Here is an 18,570-nt window from a genome sequence, read left to right as displayed (position 1 = left end):
CCGGCACAGAACGATTCGGCCGGCTCCCCGCGACGGGGAGCCGGCCGATCACGTGTACGCCGGTCAGCCGGACGTGGCCGGCGGCTCCAGCAGCAGCCGGTCGAAGTCCTTCTGCGTCACCGACCAGTCCCAGGTGCTCAGCACGTGCGACGCCGCGGCCCGGCCCGCCTCACGCCAGGTCTCCTCGGTGGCGGTGAGGGCCAGGATCCGCTCGGCGGCCTCCTGCGGCGTACCCACCACCCAGTCGCTCGGGAAAAGGCTCCGGGCGCTGTGCGGGCGGCCGGCGAAGAACGGCCAGTCGCGCACCACGGGCACCGCGCCGCTGGCCGCGCCCTCGACGAGCGCACAGTGGAAGCTCTCCCGCAGCGAGGTGCTGAGGATGACCCCGACGTCGGTGAGCGCACCGGGGACGTCCTCGGTACGGCCGGTCCGCACCACCGCGCCGGACGGCTCCAGCTCGGCCAGCTCGGCGTCAAGTTCCCGGACGTAGGCCGTGATCGCCGGGCTGAGCTCCGGGTTGAGGTCGTCGCCGACCAGCTTGAGACGGTACCGCTCGTCGTGCCGGCGCAGCTCCCGCAGCACCGCCAGGGCCCAGCGCGGGTCCTTCGCCAGGGAACTCAACCCGACCAGCCCGAGCGTGAACCGGCTGTCGGCGGAGACCTTCGGCGCCACGTAGCGGTGCAGGTCCATCGCGTTGCTGATCATGTGGGTCCGCGGGCCCTGCGGCGCGCGCAGCCGCGGCACCGCGGCCAGCGCCAGGTCGCGCAGGTGCTCGGAGACGAAGACCACGTCGTCCACACGCGACCAGTCGGTCAGGTGCGGCCACCAGCTGAACGCCTCGAAGCTGTGCAGGCGGACGATCACCCGGGTGGTGCCCGGGTCGATCATCGTCAGCATCGCGGCGCCGAGGTTGCACCAGTCCACGAAGACCGTGTCCGCCCACTCCAGGTGGGGGCCCCACGCCTCCTGGACCTCCCCGGCCCGCTTGGAGGCGCCGGCGAGCATGTGGAGCGTCACGTTGGTGCGGCCGTTGCTGAGCACCGGGAGGATCGACTCCTCCATCAGGTTCAGCCGGCGGACCTCCACCCCGGGCATCGCCTCGTAGCGCTCCAGGATCGGCCCGAGGAAGTTGTCGTTCAGCCCGGTGAAGAAGAGCATCCGGTGCGGCCGGCCGGCGGGCGGGAACGCCGCCGGGCTCTGCCGCCCGCGCGGCGTCGCCATCGCCCGGCCGGCCTCGCTGTCGTGCAGCGGCGCGAGGAACTTCTCCGGGTCCTCGGCCAGCGGCGAGGTGGTGCCGTCGAACTGCACGATCCGGTGGAACATCAGGTTGAACGCGCGCAGCACGTGCGGCGCGGCCTTGCCCGGGTTGCGCTTCTTGAGGAAGCCGTCGGCGAGCTTGAGCTGACCTCGCACCACTGTCATCAGGTGCTCGGGCACCTTGCCCTGGCTCAGTTCCGCGTCCACGATCGGGCCGAGGAGCTGCCCCTTGGTCGCCGGGCTCTTCAGCCGGCCCTGCGCCGCCAGCGCCAGCCGCTTCGCGCTGGCGCCGTGCCCGGTCTTGAGCATGTTGCCGGTGACCCGCCGGGCGATCTTGCCGCGGTGCCGCTCCGGCAGGCCGGGCGCCGTGACGGCGCCCTGCCAGAACCAGCGCACCGGGCTGAGCTTCATGGCCCGCTTGCCGGTGCTCATCTCGAACACCCGCTTCGCTAGGTCGACGGTCTGGTTGCGGGTGGCGCTCGCCAGCACGGTCGGGGCCGGGCCGACGGTGTTCAGCCGGGGTCGGCGGTAGCGCGCCGGGTCGGCGGACCGCTTCTCCACCGCCCGCAGCGCCGGGGCGATGCCGTAGACGGCGTCGGCCCGCCGGTAGCGCTGCGCGAGCTGCCAGACGGTGTGCAGGGCCTGCGCGTCGAGCGCGACCAGGACGTCGGCCCGCTTGGCGTGCCGGCGTACCCACGGGTCGCGCTGGGCGCGCAGCCACGGGCGCCGGGCCGGGGCCGCCCGCTTGACCGCCCGGCCGAAGCGGGGGCCCAGCTCGGTGGCGGTGGGCAGCAGGTGCACCTCGGCCAGCTCGGTCGCCGCCGGGATCTTCTCCACCGGGTCGAAGGTGGTGGCCACCCGTACGGTGACGCCCCTGTCACGGAACTGCTGAAGCGCGTCGGTCAGGACCGCCACCCGTCCGGGGACGGTGCCCATAACCATCAGGACCTCGATCATGACCTACCTTCTCGGGCCAGGACGCGCGCGCCGGCGGGGGAGGGCTGTGGGGTGCCGGCCGGACCGCCGGTGCCCAGCACCAGCTCGGTCACCTCCCGGACGGCGGGGATGAGCTGCTCCTCGCGGGCGTACTGCCGCGCCTCGGCGCGGGCCTTCTCCCGCTCGGCCGCGTCGGCGGTACGGGCCATTGCGGCGGCCCGCCGGAAGGCGCCGGTCAGCTCGGCCGGGTCCAGCCCGACCGCGCCGGTCCAGAGTGGATAGGTGGACAGCACCGTGGAGGCGTCGTGGTCGGCCTCGTGGGCGGAGACCACCGGCAGGCCGGTCGCCATGTACTCGTACACCTTGCCGGAGGTCATGTACCGGCCGCCGGTCACCATCAGCACCACCGCGTCCCAGCGGGAGTAGAGGTCGACCACCTCGGCCTTGGGCACCGAGCCGCCGACCAGCACGCCGTCGACGGCGGCGGCCCTGAGCAGCTCCGCGTGCGCGTTGTCGCCGCGCGCCCAGGCGGCGCCGATGTGGCCCCGCACCTCGAAGCGGGCGTCGGCCAGCGCCGGGTCCTCGGCGCGTGCCGTGCGCCAGCCCTCGAGCACGGCGCTCAGCAGCGGGACGGGAAGGTTCAGCGCGCCGAGGTAGCCGAAGGTCAGCGGCCGGTCCGGTGGGGCGGGGCGGACCTGGGCCGGGATGCTCGCCGCGTCGTAGCCGTTGCGCACGACCCGCATCTTGTGCGCCAGTTCCGGATAGCGCTCGCGGTACCAGCGGGAGATCGGCTCGTTGACGTTCCAGATGGCGACGGCGTTGGTGAGCAGCTTGATCTCCCACTGGCCGGAGACCGACTCCCGGGTGAACGCCTCACCGTTGTTGATCACGTCGACCGACCAGCCGTCGCGGAAGTCCACCACGTACGGCACCCGGTGCGTCTCCCACAGCTTCCAGGTCGCGGACAGGTTGACGTACGGCGCGCAGGTGGTCACCAGCAGGTCGACGTGCCGCTCCCGGTGGATCCGGAGCAGGGCCTTCTCCAGCGCCGGACGCCAGCCGCCGAAGACCGGCTCGGGAAAGACCTTGAGGTTCTGCTTGCGCAGGTCGGCCAGGTAGTCCTTGTGCGCCAGGGCACGCTGCTCGGTGAACGTGCGGATGTCGGTCTCGAGGTCGTCCCGGAACAGCGGCAGCTTCACCACGCGCACGCTGGGATCCACACCCTGGGAGAGGGTGTGGTCGAGCCCGTACTCCCGTTCCCAGGCCTCGTCCGCGATGGTGACAGCGGTCACGTCCCAGCCCGCGGCGGCGAACTGGTTCGCGGTCTCCCGCATGCGGTAGGCGCAGCTCTTGGCCGCCGGTGGGAAGCCGATCGCGAGGTAGACCATGTGCGGCCGGGACCCGGACCGTCGCGGCCGGGGGAGTTTCAACGAGTCCCAGAGAGTTCGCCCGTTGTTCATCGATTCCGATCCTGGGGAGGTGGGGAGATGCCGTGTCGCGGCCTGGACGGCTCGGCCGGACGCGGTACCTGCTGTGCCGGTGGCCGCGTAACGACCGCCGGAGCGCGTGCGGACACTACAATAACGCCGTTTCGCGCGCCGGACCTGCCGCCGCCCGGCGGCCGGCGGGTGCGCCGTGCCCCGGATCACCGCGGTCCCGTCACCGGCGGTCCCGGCCGGCCGGACACGCCGTCTCGGCCGGTCCTCGACCGCGGCCTCCGCTTTCGTAGACTCCTACGCCATGACCGCGCCTGCGCCCGACACCCGCGACCGTGAGCCCGCCCCCACCGGCGGCGACGGGTCCGCGGCCGACGACTCGTCCGATCCGGGGTCGTCCACCCCGCGCCCGACGACGACCGCGGCCCCGGAGCAGCCGGAGCAGCCGGAGCCGGACACCGCGGCCGAAAAGCGGCGCGGCGGCCGGTGGCGGCGGGTCGACGCGCTGGTGGCCCTGATCTACCTCGCCGGAGCGTTCTGGGTCACCGCCCGCGGCTGGCGCGACTACGACGGCCGGCTGCTCGGCAGCCGCCCGAACGACCAGGGCTTCAACGAGTGGATGCTGGCGTACGCGGCGCACGCGGTCACCAACCTGGAGAACCCGTTCTTCACCACGCTTCAGAACGCCCCGGCCGGCGTGAACCTGATGACGAACGTCGGGATGCAGCTGCCCGGCCTGGTGCTCACCCCGGTCACGCTGCTCTTCGGCGCGTCCTTCTCCTATCTGCTGTTCATCACGCTGAACCTGGCCGGTACCGGGTACGCCTGGTACCACGTGCTGTCCCGGCACGTGGTCGACTCCCGTGCGGCCGCGTTCGTCGGCGGACTGTTCTGCGCCTTCGCGCCGGCGCTGATCTCGCACAGCAACGGCCACCCGCACATCACCGCGCAGTGGCTGGTGCCGTTCATCGTCTGGCGGGTGATCGCGCTGTCCCGCGGCGAGCGGGTGATCCGCGACGGCCTGATCCTGGGCGGGCTGGTGGTGGCCCAGTTCTTCATCAGCCTGGAGATCCTCTTCCTGACCGCGCTCGGCTGCCTGATGCTGGTCCTGGCCTACCTCGTCTTCCGGCCCCGCGACGCGGTACGCCGGCTGCGCCCGCTGCTGTCCGGTCTGGCGATCACCGCCGTGCTCGTGTCCGCGGCGGCGGCGTACCCGCTGTGGATGCAGTTCGCCGGCCCGCAGCACCGGGTCGGCCACCCCGGCACCCCGGACATCTACGCCCTCAAGCTCGGCTCGTTCGTCGAGTTCGCCACCAAGTCGATCGCCGGTGGCCCGACCAGCGCGATCGGCTGGGCGCCGAACACCACCGAGCAGGCCAGCTTCTACGGCTGGTCCCTGGTGGTGCTCGCGGCCGGGGTGCTCTGGTGGTTGCGCCGGGAGACCACGGTCCGGGTGCTCGGGGCCGTCGGCCTGGTGTCGGCGCTGTTCTCCATCGGCACCACCTGGACGATCGGCACCCGTCGCACCGACGTCCCCGCGCCGTTCGCCCTGGTGCAGAACCTGCCCGTGTTCGACTCCGTGGTGGTGTCCCGGTTCGCGCTGATCACCACGGTGGCGCTCGGTGTGCTGCTGGCGGTCGCCGGGGACCGGCTCGCCGCCCGCCGCACCGAACCGGCCGGCCGGCTGGCCGCCCGCGTCGGGGCCGTGGCGGTGGCCGCCGCGCTGCTGCCGATCCTGCCGATGCCGCTGGACGCGAAGGGCCGCACCCAGGTGCCGGACTTCGTCACCGCCGGCACCTGGCGCGACCACGTGGCGCCCGGCCGCACGCTCGTCCCGGTCCCGGTGAACGGCATGACGTCGCTGTACTGGAGTTCTGCCGCGGTGGCCGGCTTCGCCGTCCCCGAGGGCTACTTCCTCGCGCCGGTCTCCGCCACCGACAACACCGGCCGCTGGGGCGTCGACCCGCAGCCCACGGCAAAGCTGCTCACCGCCGTCTCGCTCGGCGAGCGGGACACCACGGTCGGCCAGGCCGACGTCGACCAGGCGCGCGCCGACGTCCGCTACTGGAAGGCCGACGCCGTGGTGCTGCCCGACCGCGGCGCCCGCCGCCACGACGACCTGAAGACCGTGCTGGACGCGCTCTACGGCCCGGGGGAGCGGGTCGAGGACGTCTGGGTGTGGGACGTCCGGCCGTTCACCCGCTGACCGGTCACGGCGACTTCGTCCAGATCAGCAGCAGATAGCCGCCGAAGTAGGCGGAGAGCGCCACGAGCGTGACCAGCACCGTGCCGGCCCGGGCCCATCCGGCCCGGGCCAGGCCCACGGCGGCCGGCAGCAGCAGCGGGAACGCCGGCAGCAGGAACCGCGCCTTGGAGTGGTAGTAACCGGCCGCGCCGAGCGTGGTGACGAGCATCAGGCCGCTGTAGAGCAGCAACTGCCACGGCTGCCGGTCGATCGCGCTCAACGCGAAGAACATGATCGACAGCAGCGCCACCACGGTGACCACCAGCAGCGGCAACGCGGCCACCTGCACCAGCGCCTGCTGGCCCCGGTCGACGGTGTAGACGCCGAAGTCGAAGGTGGTGCCCCACCCGGCGGACTGGATGTGGAACCAGCCGTCCGGCCGACCGGTCCGGGTGCCGACCCAGGCCAGGTAGCCCAGCCACCCGGCCGGGGCGAGCAGCAGCGCCGCCCAGGGCCGCCAGCCGTCGCGCCGCCTGACGACCGCCAGCAGCGCGGCCAGCCCCACCACCGGGATCAGCGACGAGGCGGTGGGCCGGGTCAGGCCGGCGAACAGGCACACCACACCGGCGGTCACCCAGTGCCGGCGCAGCAACGCGTACAGCGTCCACGCGGCCAGCGCGGTGAACAAGCTCTCGCTGTAGCCCATCGACTCCACGACGGCGTGCGGCACGGCGCCCCAGAGCGCGGCGAGCAGGATGCCGGTACGCCTGTCGTGCAGGTGCTTGCCGATGGCGTACAGGCCCCAGGCGGCGGCCAGCGCGGCCAGCCACGCCACGACCAGCGCCGACTCGCGCGGGCTGAACGGGGAGAGCCGCTCCAGGGCCGCGGTCAGGCCCGGGTAGAGCGGGAAGAACGCCATGTTGCTCTGGGTCTTCTCGTACCCGTCGTAGCCGTGCTGGACGATCCCGAGGTACCAGTTGCCGTCGGCCCGGGTGAGCCGCTCGACCGGGGAGACGTCGATGTTGCGGGCCCACAGGTAGACGACGAGCACGCCGATCAGCCGGATCACCGCGTACAACGCCAGCGCGGGTGCCGCGTCCCGGGCGGCGTCGCGCAGCCGCCGGACGTAGCCGGGCCGGACGCGGTCGGCTGTGGCCGGGCCGGTCGGCGGGGCTGGTGCGGGCCGGCTGGGTTCCTCGGTGGTCACCACGTCCATTGTGCGGTCCCGTTCGCGCTGAGCTGCGATTGTCCGGAGGCCCGCGTGGCGCGGCCGGCGACCCGGCGAACGACCCGGAGCGGGCGCCGGTCGTTGAACAGGATGGAGGGTAGCAACCGTCACACCAGGTCGTGGGGCACCGGCGGCGGCGGGCGTTCGAGCCCGATCCGCTGTCGTAGACTCGCTCGGGTCCGCGGGCGCGGTGCTGGCGACGACGAAACGGGCAGGAATGGGATCTGACGGCACGACCGCAGCGGCGGGCACCCGGGGACGGGTCGTGATGCTGGTGGACAACGGGGTCATCGGGGACTCCCGGGTGCAGAAGGCGGCCCGCTCCGCCGCCGACGCCGGCTGGGACGTCGTGCTGCTCGGCCGCGCGCCGGTCGGCAGCCCGCAGAGCTGGCGCCTCGGCGCCGCCGAGGTACGCCTCGTGCCGATGCCCGAGCCGCTGGCCCGCCGCCGGCACGAGTTCCGCCGGGCCTGGCTGCGGCACCCGCTCGCCTATCCGCCCAGCGGCATCGCGGCGCAGCGTACCCAGGCGGTGAAGGCATGGCGCGCGGACCTGGCGGTCCGCCGGGCGGCGCTCACCGTCGCTGCCCGCGAGTCCGGCGCGGGCCGGCCGGGCGGGCTGCCCTGGGCCGCGCTGCGCGCCGAGGAGAAGCTGTCCGGCCTGACCCGCAAGTGGGTCGGTTTCCGCAACCGTCAGCTCACCCGGGCCCGCAAGGGCCGCAAGCTGGACGGCCCCTGGGACCGCGCGTACACGCTGTTCTGGCGCAAGCTGCGCGGCGACGGCGCGTGGCGGCGCCTGGAACCGGGCCTGTGGGACTACGAGCTGGCCTACGGCCCGGTGGTCGACGAGCTGGCGCCGGACCTGATCCACGCCAACGACTTCCGGATGCTCGGCGTCGGCGCCCGCGCGAAGGTCCGGGCCGCCGCGAAGGGCCGCCGGATCGCGCTGCTCTGGGACGCCCACGAATATCTGCCCGGCGTGCAGCCGTGGCGCGACAACGCCCGCTGGCTGCCCGGCAACGTGGCGCACGAGCGGGAGTACGTGCCGTACGCCGACGCCACCATGACCGTCTCCGGCGGTCTGGCCGACCTGCTGCGCACCGAGCACGGGCTGGCCGAACGGCCGGCGGTCGTGCTCAACGCACCCGCGGTGGACGAGTTGCCCGCGGATCCGGCCGGGCCGGCGCCGGACATCCGCGCCCGCTGCGGGCTCGGGCCGGACGAGCCGCTGCTGGTCTACAGCGGGGTGGCCGCCGCCAAGCGCGGCCTCGGCGTGATGGTCGAGGCGCTGCCCCGGCTGCCCGGCGCGCACGTCGCGTTCGTGGTCAACAAGCCCGACTCGGCGTACGTCAGGGGCCTGGTCACCCGGGCCGGTGAGCTGGACGTGGCGGACCGGGTGCACGTGCTGCCGTACGTGCCGCACCACCAGGTGGTCCGGTATCTCGGCGGCGCGCAGGTCGGAGTCATCCCGATCCAGCACTGGCCGAACCACGAGATCGCGCTGATCACCAAGTTCTTCGAGTATTCACACGCCCGCCTGCCACTGGTCGTCTCCGACGTGCGCACCATGGCCGAGACTGTCCGGGAGACCGGTCAGGGCGAGGTGTTCCGCGCCGAGGACGTGGCCGACTTCGTCCGCGCGGTCACCGCGGTGCTCGCCGACCCGCAGCGGTACCGCGCCGCGTACGACCGGCCGGGCCTGCTGGCCGGCTGGACCTGGGAGGCGCAGGCGCGGGTTCTCGACGAGGTCTACTCCCGGCTGCTGCCCGACGCGCCGCCCCGGCCGACGCCGCCGGCGCACGCCCCGGTGGAGCCGGCACAGGTGGAGGTGGGCGCGTGAACGGGCCGGACGTGACGGTGGTGGTCGCCGTCTACAACACCATGCCGTACCTGACCGCCTGCCTCGACTCGCTCGTCGGGCAGAGCATCGGCCGGGACCGGCTGGAGGTCGTCGCCGTCGACGACGGCTCCACCGACGGCAGCGGCGCGGAACTGGACCGCTACGCCGAGCGGTACCCGGGCACGGTCCGGGTGCTGCACCAGGCGAACTCCGGCGGCCCGGCGGCGCCGAGCAACCTGGCGCTCGACCACGCCCGCGGCCGGTACGTCTTCTTCATCGGCTCGGACGACCACCTCGGCCCGGAGGCGCTGGAGCGCCTCGTCGACGCCGCCGACCGGTGGGACTCCGACGTGGTGCTCGGCCGGATGGTCGGCACCAACAAGCGCTACGTGCACCAGGCCGTCTACGCCACCACCCGGGAGCGGCTCGACCTGTTCGACAGCGACCTGCCCTGGTCGTTGTCGAACACCAAGCTGTTCCGCCGGGACCTGATCGAGCGGCACGGCCTGCGGTTCCGTACGGACATGCGGATGGGCAGCGACCAGCCGTTCACGCTGGAGGCGTGCGTCCGGGCGAAGAAGGTGTCGGTCCTCGGCGACTACGAGTTCTACTACGCGGTCAAGCGGGACAACGCCCAGAACATCACGTACGCCAGCCGGTTCGAGGAGCGGCTGCGCTGCGCCGAGGAACTCGTCGGGTTCGTCGCCGGCCTGATCGAGCCCGGCCCGCGGCGGGACGCGGTGCTGGTGCGCCACTTCACCTGGGAGGTGGCGAAGCTGCTCCGCGCGGAGTTCCTCGCCCTCGCCCCGGACGTGCAGCGGCACGTCCACGACCGGATCCGCAAGCTCGCCGAGGCGTACCTGACCGACGGGGTGACCGCCCGGATGGCGCCCGAGGAGCGGCTGCGGGTGGCGGTGGCGCGCGACGGCGACCTGGACGCGCTGTGCACGCTCATCGGCCAGCAGTCCGACCGGTCACTGCCCGAGGTGGTCGTCGACGGCGACCGCTGGTACGCCGACCACGTCGGCTTCCGCGACCCGGCGTTCGGCTACCCGGACGACTGGTACGACGTCACCGAGCGGGCCGCCGCGATACTGGCCAAGCTGACCGCGACCGGGCTGGCCTGGGGACGCGACGCCGCCGGGGCGCGGGCCCTGGTGGTCACCGCCCGCAGCCGCTGGGCCGAGCTGGCCGAGCTGAGCGCGGAGGCGCTGCGGGTCAGTGTGGGCGATCTGACGGGTGTCACGTCGGCCGAGTCCTCCGGCAGCGGTACCGTCGTACGAACGGACTTCGCGGTGGACCGGTTGCTGGCGGTCGTCGCGGGGACAGGCGAGCGTCGTATCGTACGCGCCGAGGTCTCCGCCCTGGGCGGGACGGGCTCGGCGCCGTTGCGCACCGATCGCCCCGTCGCCGCACCCCGGCTGGTGGCCCGGCGCGGTGTCCGCTGGCACCTCGTCACACCCACCACGAACCACAAGGGCCAGGTGATCGTCGCGATCACGCCGGTGACCCCCGGTCGGTTCCTTGCCCGCCTGCGCCGAATCTGGCCCTCTGGAGGAAAGTAGTTCATGAACATCTGCGTCGTCGCGCTCGGCAAGATCGGTCTGCCGCTGGCCGTGCAGTTCGCGTCCAAGGGGCACCGGGTGATCGGCGCCGACGTCTCCGAGCGGGTCGTCCAGCTGGTCAACGACGGTGCCGTGCCCTTCCCGGGTGAGGCCGACCTGGACGTCAAGCTCAAGGAGACGGTGGCCGCCGGCCTGCTGTCGGCCACCACCGACACCGCCGCCGCGGTCGCCGAGTCGGAGGCGGTCGTCGTGGTCGTGCCACTGTTCGTGGACGCCGAGGGCGTGCCGGACTTCGGCTGGATGGACGACGCCACCCGGGCCATCGCCCGTGGGTTGAAGCCGGGCACGCTGGTCAGCTACGAGACCACGCTGCCGGTCGGCACCACCCGTAACCGGTGGGCGTCGATGCTCGCCGAGGGCTCCGGCCTGACCGCCGGCACCGACTTCCACCTGGTGTTCAGCCCCGAGCGGGTGCTCACCGGGCGGGTCTTCGCCGACCTGCGCCGCTACCCGAAGCTGGTCGGCGGCATCGACGAGGCGTCGGCCGCGCACGGCGTGCGGTTCTACGAGGCGGTGCTCGACTTCGACGAGCGCCCCGACCTGGACCGCCCGAACGGCGTCTGGGACCTCGGCTCCGCCGAGGCGTCCGAGCTGGCCAAGCTCGCCGAGACGACCTACCGGGACGTGAACATCGGCCTGGCGAACCAGTTCGCCCGCTTCGCCGACACCGTCGGCGTGGACGTCACCAAGGTCATCGAGGCGTGCAACACGCAGCCGTACAGCCACATCCACTCGCCGGGCATCGCGGTCGGCGGCCACTGCATCCCGATCTACCCGCGGATGTACCTGTGGAACGACCCGGCCGCCACCGTGGTCCGCTCGGCCCGCGAGGCCAACGCGGCCATGCCGGAGTACGCGGTCGACCTGCTCGCCGCCGCGTACGGCGATCTGACCGGCGTGGGCGTGCTGGTGCTGGGCGCCGCCTACCGGGGCGGCGTCAAGGAGACCGCGTTCTCCGGCGTCTTCCCGACCGTGGACGCGCTGCGCCGGCGGGGTGCGGTGCCGTACGTCTCGGACCCGATGTACACGAACGAGGAACTGGTCGCGCACGGCCTGCCCGGGTACGACGGCGAGCCGGTCGGCGCCGCGGTGATCCAGGCCGACCACGCCGAGTACCGCACCCTCGCCCCGGCCGACCTGCCGGGCGTGACGGTGCTGGTCGACGGCCGCCGGGTCACCGACCCGGCGCGCTGGACCGGCGTGCGCCGGGTGGTCATCGGGGGCTGACCCCACCGACTCCGCGGGCCCCGGCCGTCTCGAACGGCCGGGGCCCGTCGCGTGCCGCCGCCGGGATGAGCCGGGATCACGCCGTGTGGAGTTCACCTGCCGGACACCCCGGCAATACTTGTGTCATGTGATCCGTTTAGGGTCGCAGCCGTCGGAAATCGACCCGCACCGACATCGGTGGGGCAGACAGGGAGCGTGTCGTTGTTCAGCAGAGTACGCAGCCAGCAGGGTCTCGCCGCGGTCGGCGCGACGCTCCTCGGCTACGCGGTCATGGTCCTCGCCGGAGTCCTCGGCCTGGTGGTCCCGTACGCGGTGGCCGCGGTGGTCGCCGTCGCCGGTGAGCTGGCCCTGGCCGGGCGGCACACCGAGACCGCCACGCTGCTCGACAAGGCCGGTCTGGGCGAGACATTCCGGCGGCTGGTGCGGGACCTGTCGGTGGTCCTGCTCGTGGTCGCCGCGGTGCGTCCCGGCGTGGCCGGCACCGTCGCCGTCCTGCTGCTGCCCGCCGCGCTGTGGACCGTGGCCGTCGCCACCAACGCGGTGACCAAGGTGATCGACGGCCGGGTCGACCCACCGGCGTACACCCGCAACATCGACCTCGGCGCGCTGCGGCGGGTTCCGGTGCCGCCGGCCTGGGCGCGGCTGCTGGCCGGGCTGCGCATGCCGCTGCTGAACGTGCTGCTGGTGCCCGCGGCAGTGGTGGCCGCCGCACTCGACCGGGTCGCCCCGGTGGTGCTCACCGCCCTGGTCACGCTCGCCGCCGGCCTGGTCACCGCCGCGGTGCTGGCGCTCACCGCGCTGCGCGGCCGGGGCAAGGCCCCGGGTGTGCTGCCTGCCGTGCACGACTGGATGGCCCGGGAACGGCCCGAGGTGGCGCTCTACTTCGCCGGCCCGGCCAAGGACGTCTACCAGGCCAACATGTGGCTCGCGCCGGTGGAGGCGACCGGCCGTCGCGCCGTCGTGCTGCTGCGCGCCGCGGACGCGTTCGAGCAGCTCGCCGACACCCGGCTGCCGGTGATCTGCGTGCCGGCCGGCGTCGACTTCATGAACCTGGACCTGGGCTCGCTGCGCGTGGCGCTGTACGCCGCGAACGTCGGCGCCAACATCCACCTGCTGCGGGAGCCGGGCGTGAAGCACGTCTTCGTCGGCCACGGCGACAGCGACAAGCAGGCGAGCGTCAACCCGTACAGCAAGGTGTACGACGAGGTCTGGGTGGCCGGGCCGGCCGGGCGGGAACGGTACGCCCGGGCCGACGTCGGCGTGCTGGACCGCGACATCGTGGAGGTCGGCCGCCCGCAGCTCGCCGGGGTGCACACGTTCGGCTCGGGCGCCGCCGACCACCGCTTCACGGTGCTGTACGCGCCGACCTGGGAGGGCTGGCTCGACGACGACCCGTACCACACGTCGCTCGTGCTGATGGGTGAGCGGATCGTGTCCAGCCTGCTCGCAGCCGGGGACGTGCGGGTGATCTACAAGCCGCACCCGCTGACCGGGACGCGCTCGCCGAAGGCCCGCGCCGTGCACGAACGGATCGTGTCCCGGATCAAGGCCGCCGGCGGCGAGACCGATCCGTCCTCGCTGGACGGCACCGCGCACCTGGTGGTCACCGGCCGCACGCCGGGGCTGTTCGACTGCTTCAACGTCACCGACCTGCTGGTCAGCGACGTGTCCAGCGTGGTCTCCGACTTCGTGCAGAGCGAGCGCCCGTACGTGGTGGCGAATCCGGCCGGCCTGCCCGAGGACGAGTTCCGGCGGCAGTTCCCGACCGCTCGGGCGGCGTACCTGCTCTCGGCGGACTGCGGCGAGCTGACGAAGATCCTCGACGTGACCCGGGCCGGGGACGACCCGATGACCGGGGCGCGGCGGGAGCTGAAGGAGTACCTGCTCGGCCCGGCCGGGTCGAACCCGATGGACCGGTTCCGGGACGAGATCGGCCGGCTCTGCGGCTGAGGCGTACCGACGGAGCAGGGGCGACGACCGCGCCGGTCGTCGCCCCTGTCTCGTCCGGTCAGCCCTGGTGCGGCGGGTTGTCGACGTCGCGGGAGATGACCTCGCCCTTGGCGTCGACCCAGCCCTTCGGGCGGGCCGGGTTGCCGGCCACCAGCTGGTACGGCTTGACGTCGCGGGTCACCACCGAGCCGGCGGCGATCATCGCGTACTCGCCGACCTCGATGCCGCACACGAGCGTGGCGTTCGCGCCGATCGACGCGCCCCGGCGGACGAGCGTCGGAGTGATCGTCCAGTCCGGATTCTGGGCGCGCGGGCGGAAGTCGTTCGTGAACACCGCGCACGGGCCCACGAACACCTCGTCCTCGATGGTCACGCCCTGGTAGACCGAGACGTTGTTCTGGATCTTCACCAGGTCGCCGACGGTGACGCCCGCGTCGACGTAGACGTTGCGGCCGATCACGCAGCCGGCGCCGACCTGGGCGCTGGACCGGATGTGCGCCAGGTGCCAGACCTTGGTGCCGTCGCCGACCTGGGCGCCGGACTCCACGTCGGCCGTCGGGTGGACGAAGACGGAGGCGGACCGGTCGTTGCTGTCAGTCATCTCAACTCGCATCACATGCCAGGGCGCGTCGCGCCGTCGGGCGGGCTCGACGCAGCATAACGAGCGCTCACCCGAGCAGTTCGGCCACCGCGTCGGCGGCGGGCCGGTCGGCCGGCAGGGGGTGCGCGGCGACCACCGCGTCCACCGGCAACGCCCCGTACAGGTGCGGGAACAGCGCGCCGCCGCGGGACTCCTCCCAGCGCAGCGCGTCGCCGAGCCGGGACTCGTCCACCGCGAGCACGGTCAGGCCGGTGACCCCGGCGAAGAACCTCCGCGCGGTCTCCACCACCTGGTCGGCGGCGGACAGGTGGACGTAGCCGTCCTGCCGGTCCATCGCGGTGCCGGCGAACCGCCCGTCCGCCCGTGCCCGCGTCCACTCGTCGTCGGTGAGAATCTTGTAGATCACGGCAGCAGCCTAGAGCGGCCTCGCGTCCCGGCGGCGCGTCTGCCACCATTCGCAGGGCAACACGTCGAGTCGAGGGAGGAACGGGTGCGGATCCTCCTGGTCGAGGACGACCGCCGGGTCGCCGCGGCGTTGTCGTCCGCGCTGACCCGGCGCGGCTACCAGGTGGAACACGCCGCGACGGTGGCCGCCGCGCTCTCCGCCGCCCCCTGCGACCTGGTGCTGCTCGACCTGGGGCTGCCCGACGGCGACGGCACCGACCTGTGCCGCGAGCTGCGGCGGCGCAGCAGCCGGCTCGGCATCATCGCGGTGACCGCGCGCGGTGAGGAACGCGACCGGGTGCTGGGGCTGCGGCTGGGCGCCGACGACTACGTGGTGAAGCCGTTCTCGATGGTGGAGCTGCAGGCGCGGATCGAGGCGGTGCTGCGCCGGGCCGCGCACACCGCGCCGCAGCGCAACCTGATCGAGGCCGGTACGGTCCGCATCGACGTGGGCGGCCGGACGGTGACGGTGGCCGGCCGGGACGTCTCGCTCACCCGCAAGGAGTTCGACATCCTGCTGTCCCTGGCCCGCCAGCCCGGGGTGGCGGTGCCGCGCGAGCGGATCCTGCTCGACGTGTGGGGCACCACCTGGGCCGACCGGCACACCGTGGAGGTGCACGTCGGGTCGCTGCGCGGCAAGCTCGGCGACCCGACGCTGGTGGAGACCGTACGCGGGGTCGGCTACCGGCTCCGCGAGGCGTGAGGGCCGGTTCGTGCGCCGCCGGCTGGTGATCAGCTACCTGCTGCTGATGGTGCTGGTCCTGATCGCCCTGGAGACGCCGCTGGCGGCCACGCTCGCGACCCGGGAGACCGACCGGGTCCGCGCCGACCGTCTCGCCGACGCCACCCGTTTCGCCTCGCTGGCCGGGCCGGCGTTGCGGGGCGGCAGCCCCGGCCCGCTGGACGGGGAACTGGCCGCCTACGACGCGCTCTACGGCATCGGCGCGGCCGTGGTGGACCGGGACCGCCGTACCGTGGTGGCCTCGTCCGGGTGGGAGCCGGGCGCGGGCACCCGCGCGGCGCTCGACACCGCCCTGTCCGGGCAGCAGTTCAGCGGCCCGGAGTCGGTCTGGCCCTGGGTCGGCGGGCCGGTGGTGACGGCCGTGCCGATCAACGACGGCGGCGAGGTGCTCGGCGCCGTGGTCACGACCAGCCCGGCGGACGGCGTGCGCCGCACCGTCACCGTGTGGTGGCTGCTGCTCGCGGGCATCGGCCTGCTGGCGGTGCTGGCCTGCGTCTCGACCGCGTTCGGGCTGGCCGGCTGGGTGCTGCGCCCGGTCACCGAGCTGGACGCGGTGACCCACGAGATCGCCGAGGGCCGCCGCGCCGCGCGGGTCCGCGCCGGACTCGGGCCGCCCGAACTGCGCCGGCTGGCGACCAGCTTCAACGACATGGCCGACGCGGTCTCCGACGTGATGGACCGGCAACGCGCCTTCGTCGCGCACGCCAGCCACCAGCTCCGCAACCCGCTCACCGCGCTGCGGCTGCGGGTGGAGGAACTGGGCCCCAGCCTCACCGACCCGGACGGGCGCGCCGAGCACCGGCTGGCGCTGGAGGAGACCGACCGGCTCGCGACGGTGCTCGACGCGCTGCTCACGCTGGCCCGCGCCGAGCGGGAGGAGAACGAGCGGGTGACTGTGGACGCCACCGCCACCGCCGCCTCCCGGGTGGCCGCCTGGCTGCCGCTGGCCCGGCACCGCGAGGTCACGCTCCGCCTCGACGCCGAGGACGCGCCGGCGTACGCCCGGACCGTGCCGACCGCCATCGACCAGGCGCTGGACGCCCTGATCGACAACGCGGTGAAGTTCAGCGGCGCCGGGGGAGAGGTGACGGTGACCGTATGGGCCGCCGACGGCGGGACGGTGCTGACCGTCGGCGACACCGGCCCGGGCATGACCACCAGTCAGCTCGACCAGGCCACCGAGCGGTTCTGGCGGGCGCCGGACGCGCAGAACGTGGACGGCGTGGGCCTCGGGCTGACCATCGCGGCGGTGCTCGTGGACGCCTCCGACGGCCGGCTCACCATGCGCCAGGGCGAGCCCCGGGGCCTGGTCGCCGAGCTGTGGTTCCCGGCGCCCGCCGACGCGCCGGTCCGGTGCTGACCCGCGTCAGGGCTTCGCGGCGCGATACCACTGCGCCGCGCCCGGATGCAGCGGCAGCGGGGTGGTGACGATCGCCGACCGGGGACTCATCCGTCCCGCCGCCGGGTGCGCGGCGGCCAGTTCCTCCCGGCGGTCCATCAGCAGCCGGGTCACCTCCCGCACCAGCGCGGCGGGCAGGTCGGCGCGGACGATCAGGTAGTTCGGGTTCGCCACCGTGCTGACCGGGGCGGCCCGGTACACCGAGCGCGGCACGTCCCGGGTCACGTAGACCTGCCCGTACGCCCGGCGCAGCGGCTCGGTCCAGTCGCCCAGGTCCACGATCCGCAGCGAGGTCCGCTGGGCCAGGTCGGCGACGCCGCGCACGGGTAGCCCGCCGGAGAAGAAGAACGCGTCGATCCGCCCCTCGCGCAGGGCCGCCACCGAGTCGTCCAGCCCCAGGTGTTCCTGGCGTACCCGGTCGCCACCGAGCTGGGCCACCGCCAGCAGACGGGTGGCGGTGATCTCCGTGCCGGAGCCGTCGGCGCCCACCGACACCCGCCGGCCGCGCAGGTCGCCGAGCGTGCGGATCGGCCCGCCGGCGCGGGTCACCAGGTGCAGCAGGTCGTCGTAGACCCGGGCCACCGCGAGCACCGACGGATGCTCGGGCTCGCGCGGCGGCAGCACGTCGGCCTGGGTGAAGCCCAGCTCGGCCTCCCCGGCGCCGACCAGCCGGACGTTCTGCGCCGAGGCGGCGGTGACCACCACCTCGGCCCGTACGCCGGGCAGCTCCCGGTTGAGCAGCGCCGCGAGCGACTGGCCGAAGGCGTGGTAGACGGCGGTGGGGCTGCCGGTGGCGATGCGGATGCGGGTCGGCTCGGACGGCTCGTCCCGGCACCCGGTGAGCCCGGCGACGAGCAGGAGCACCAGCGCGAGCGGGGCGGCGGCGCGCACAGGCCAGTGTCGGCTCACGGGCTGCACTCTGCGCCGTGCACCCGCCGTGGCGCAAGCCCACGCGGCGCACGCACCACCGCAGGCCCGGCGTGCGGCAGCCCCGGTCCGGGCCGGTCAGCTCGCCGGGGCCAGCTCCGCGCTCTCGGTGATCCGCTCCCGGTGCTCGCCGTTGGGTACCACCACGAGGAAACAGCCCGAGCCCGGCCGCAGCGCCGCCGGCACGTCCAGCAGCGCCGCGCCGCGTACCAGCACCGCCGCCAGGTCCCGGTCGGCGAGCCGGATGCCGAGGCAGTGCCGGCGGACGTGCCGGCCGCCCGCGAGCAGCGCCGCCCGCCAGGCCGCCGCGGCCAGCCGGGGCCGCCACAGCCGCCGCGGCGCCGAGGCGCCCGGGAACGGCCCGCCGAGCAGCTCCCGGCGGCCCTGCCGCCAGCCCGCGGTCAGCAGATTCGCGTACGCCGCCCGGTGCTGCGGCGGCACCGACAGCCGGTGCAGCTCGTAGCGGCGGCGCAGGCCACCGGTGGTCAGCTCGTGCTCCACCGGCACGTCGAGGCGTCCCAGCAGCTGCCGCATCCGTTGCGCCGCGTCCTCGCGGTTGAACTCGGCGATGCCGCCGCGGTGCGGTCCGGAGTCGAGGCGGCGTACGTCGGCGGCCGGCGGCGGCGTGCAGCGCACCATGCAGGCGACCTCGAAGGCGTCGGTCAGGGTCAGCCAGTCCAGCGGCGGCGGCGACGGGCGCGGGCGGTCGAGCAGCGTGGTGAGCATCGGCGCGGCTCCTCGGTCGTCGGGGTACCTCTACCGTCGCTGCCGAGCGC

14 protein-coding genes are annotated in these 18,570 nt (G+C 73.9%); 7 read left to right on the top strand and 7 right to left on the bottom strand.

Features of this window, described 5'->3' with window-relative positions; translation table 11 throughout:
- Nucleotides 1–63: 63 nt before the first annotated feature.
- The gene (locus BFV98_RS09585) at nt 64–2,214 is read right to left on the bottom strand and encodes a glycosyltransferase family 4 protein (protein WP_071095902.1); all 2,151 of its coding nucleotides are present in this window, start codon (nt 2,212–2,214) and stop codon (nt 64–66) included.
- Nucleotides 2,211–3,653: a glycosyltransferase gene (locus BFV98_RS09580; RefSeq protein ID WP_013474735.1), complete on the bottom strand. Its 1,443-nt coding sequence runs from the start codon at nt 3,651–3,653 to the stop codon at nt 2,211–2,213. The genes BFV98_RS09585 and BFV98_RS09580 overlap by 4 nt, the downstream gene beginning before the upstream one ends.
- 280 nt (nt 3,654–3,933) lie before the next feature.
- Between BFV98_RS09580 and BFV98_RS09575 the strand changes: the two genes are divergently transcribed.
- Nucleotides 3,934–5,835, top strand: a complete 1,902-nt coding sequence (locus BFV98_RS09575) for a hypothetical protein (protein ID WP_071098813.1) — start codon at nt 3,934–3,936, stop codon at nt 5,833–5,835.
- A gap of 4 nt (nt 5,836–5,839) precedes the next feature.
- On the opposite strand, the gene BFV98_RS09570 is transcribed toward BFV98_RS09575, so the two are convergent.
- Nucleotides 5,840–7,030, bottom strand: a complete 1,191-nt coding sequence (locus BFV98_RS09570) for a glycosyltransferase family 39 protein (protein WP_013285269.1) — start codon at nt 7,028–7,030, stop codon at nt 5,840–5,842.
- A 229-nt stretch (nt 7,031–7,259) separates the two neighbouring features.
- On the opposite strand from BFV98_RS09570, the gene BFV98_RS09565 reads away from it, so the two are divergent.
- From BFV98_RS09565 to BFV98_RS09550, 4 genes are all read left to right on the top strand, one after another.
- Nucleotides 7,260–8,879, top strand: coding sequence for a glycosyltransferase family 4 protein (locus BFV98_RS09565; RefSeq protein WP_369752120.1), 1,620 nt, complete (start codon nt 7,260–7,262; stop codon nt 8,877–8,879).
- Nucleotides 8,876–10,444, top strand: coding sequence for a glycosyltransferase (locus tag BFV98_RS09560; RefSeq protein WP_030270483.1), 1,569 nt, complete (start codon nt 8,876–8,878; stop codon nt 10,442–10,444). Before BFV98_RS09565 ends, BFV98_RS09560 begins: the two co-directional genes overlap by 4 nt.
- Nucleotides 10,445–10,447: 3 nt before the next feature.
- A complete protein-coding gene (locus BFV98_RS09555) occupies nt 10,448–11,731 on the top strand; it encodes a nucleotide sugar dehydrogenase (protein WP_013285272.1) in 1,284 nt (427 codons plus the stop codon).
- 201 nt (nt 11,732–11,932) lie between these two features.
- Nucleotides 11,933–13,681 (top strand): CDP-glycerol glycerophosphotransferase family protein, encoded by a 1,749-nt coding sequence (locus BFV98_RS09550; RefSeq protein WP_071098811.1) that lies wholly within the window; start codon nt 11,933–11,935, stop codon nt 13,679–13,681.
- Nucleotides 13,682–13,739: 58 nt separating this feature from the next.
- Here the strand turns inward: BFV98_RS09550 and BFV98_RS09545 are convergent, their stop codons facing one another.
- Both BFV98_RS09545 and BFV98_RS09540 read right to left on the bottom strand, forming a co-directional pair.
- Nucleotides 13,740–14,282: an acyltransferase gene (locus BFV98_RS09545; protein ID WP_013285274.1), complete on the bottom strand. Its 543-nt coding sequence runs from the start codon at nt 14,280–14,282 to the stop codon at nt 13,740–13,742.
- Between the two features lie 67 nt (nt 14,283–14,349).
- Entirely contained in the window at nt 14,350–14,688 is a 339-nt protein-coding gene (locus tag BFV98_RS09540) for a DUF952 domain-containing protein (RefSeq protein WP_071095900.1), read from the bottom strand.
- Nucleotides 14,689–14,772: 84 nt separating this feature from the next.
- Here BFV98_RS09540 and BFV98_RS09535 point away from each other — a divergent pair, with 84 nt between their 5' ends.
- Complete coding sequence (locus BFV98_RS09535; protein ID WP_013285276.1) at nt 14,773–15,429, top strand: response regulator transcription factor; 657 nt, start codon at nt 14,773–14,775, stop codon at nt 15,427–15,429.
- A gap of 10 nt (nt 15,430–15,439) precedes the next feature.
- On the top strand, nt 15,440–16,828 hold the full coding sequence (locus tag BFV98_RS09530; protein ID WP_071095897.1) for a HAMP domain-containing sensor histidine kinase: 1,389 nt from the start codon (nt 15,440–15,442) through the stop codon (nt 16,826–16,828).
- 6 nt (nt 16,829–16,834) lie between these two features.
- Here the strand turns inward: BFV98_RS09530 and BFV98_RS09525 are convergent, their stop codons facing one another.
- Both BFV98_RS09525 and BFV98_RS09520 read right to left on the bottom strand, forming a co-directional pair.
- Nucleotides 16,835–17,776, bottom strand: coding sequence for a TAXI family TRAP transporter solute-binding subunit (locus tag BFV98_RS09525; RefSeq protein WP_013474739.1), 942 nt, complete (start codon nt 17,774–17,776; stop codon nt 16,835–16,837).
- A 96-nt stretch (nt 17,777–17,872) separates the two neighbouring features.
- Nucleotides 17,873–18,520, bottom strand: a complete 648-nt coding sequence (locus BFV98_RS09520; RefSeq protein ID WP_013474740.1) for a hypothetical protein — start codon at nt 18,518–18,520, stop codon at nt 17,873–17,875.
- Nucleotides 18,521–18,570 lie beyond the last annotated feature (50 nt).

Source organism: Micromonospora sp. WMMB235, assembly GCF_001855515.1.
In the GTDB taxonomy this organism is placed as follows: Bacteria; Actinomycetota; Actinomycetes; order Mycobacteriales; family Micromonosporaceae; genus Micromonospora; species Micromonospora aurantiaca.
This window is presented reverse-complemented; position numbering and strand designations above follow the sequence as displayed.

Bases quoted from the DNA above. Each gene is read 5' to 3' on its own strand.
- BFV98_RS09585 (WP_071095902.1), bottom strand. From the start codon at position 2,214: ATGATCGAGGTCCTGATGGTTATGGGCACCGTCCCCGGACGGGTGGCG.
- BFV98_RS09565 (WP_369752120.1), top strand. From the start codon at position 7,260: ATGGGATCTGACGGCACGACCGCAGCGGCGGGCACCCGGGGACGGGTC.
- BFV98_RS09580 (WP_013474735.1), bottom strand. From the start codon at position 3,653: ATGAACAACGGGCGAACTCTCTGGGACTCGTTGAAACTCCCCCGGCCG.
- BFV98_RS09570 (WP_013285269.1), bottom strand. From the start codon at position 7,030: ATGGACGTGGTGACCACCGAGGAACCCAGCCGGCCCGCACCAGCCCCG.
- BFV98_RS09555 (WP_013285272.1), top strand. From the start codon at position 10,448: ATGAACATCTGCGTCGTCGCGCTCGGCAAGATCGGTCTGCCGCTGGCC.
- BFV98_RS09575 (WP_071098813.1), top strand. From the start codon at position 3,934: ATGACCGCGCCTGCGCCCGACACCCGCGACCGTGAGCCCGCCCCCACC.
- BFV98_RS09545 (WP_013285274.1), bottom strand. From the start codon at position 14,282: ATGACTGACAGCAACGACCGGTCCGCCTCCGTCTTCGTCCACCCGACG.
- BFV98_RS09520 (WP_013474740.1), bottom strand. From the start codon at position 18,520: ATGCTCACCACGCTGCTCGACCGCCCGCGCCCGTCGCCGCCGCCGCTG.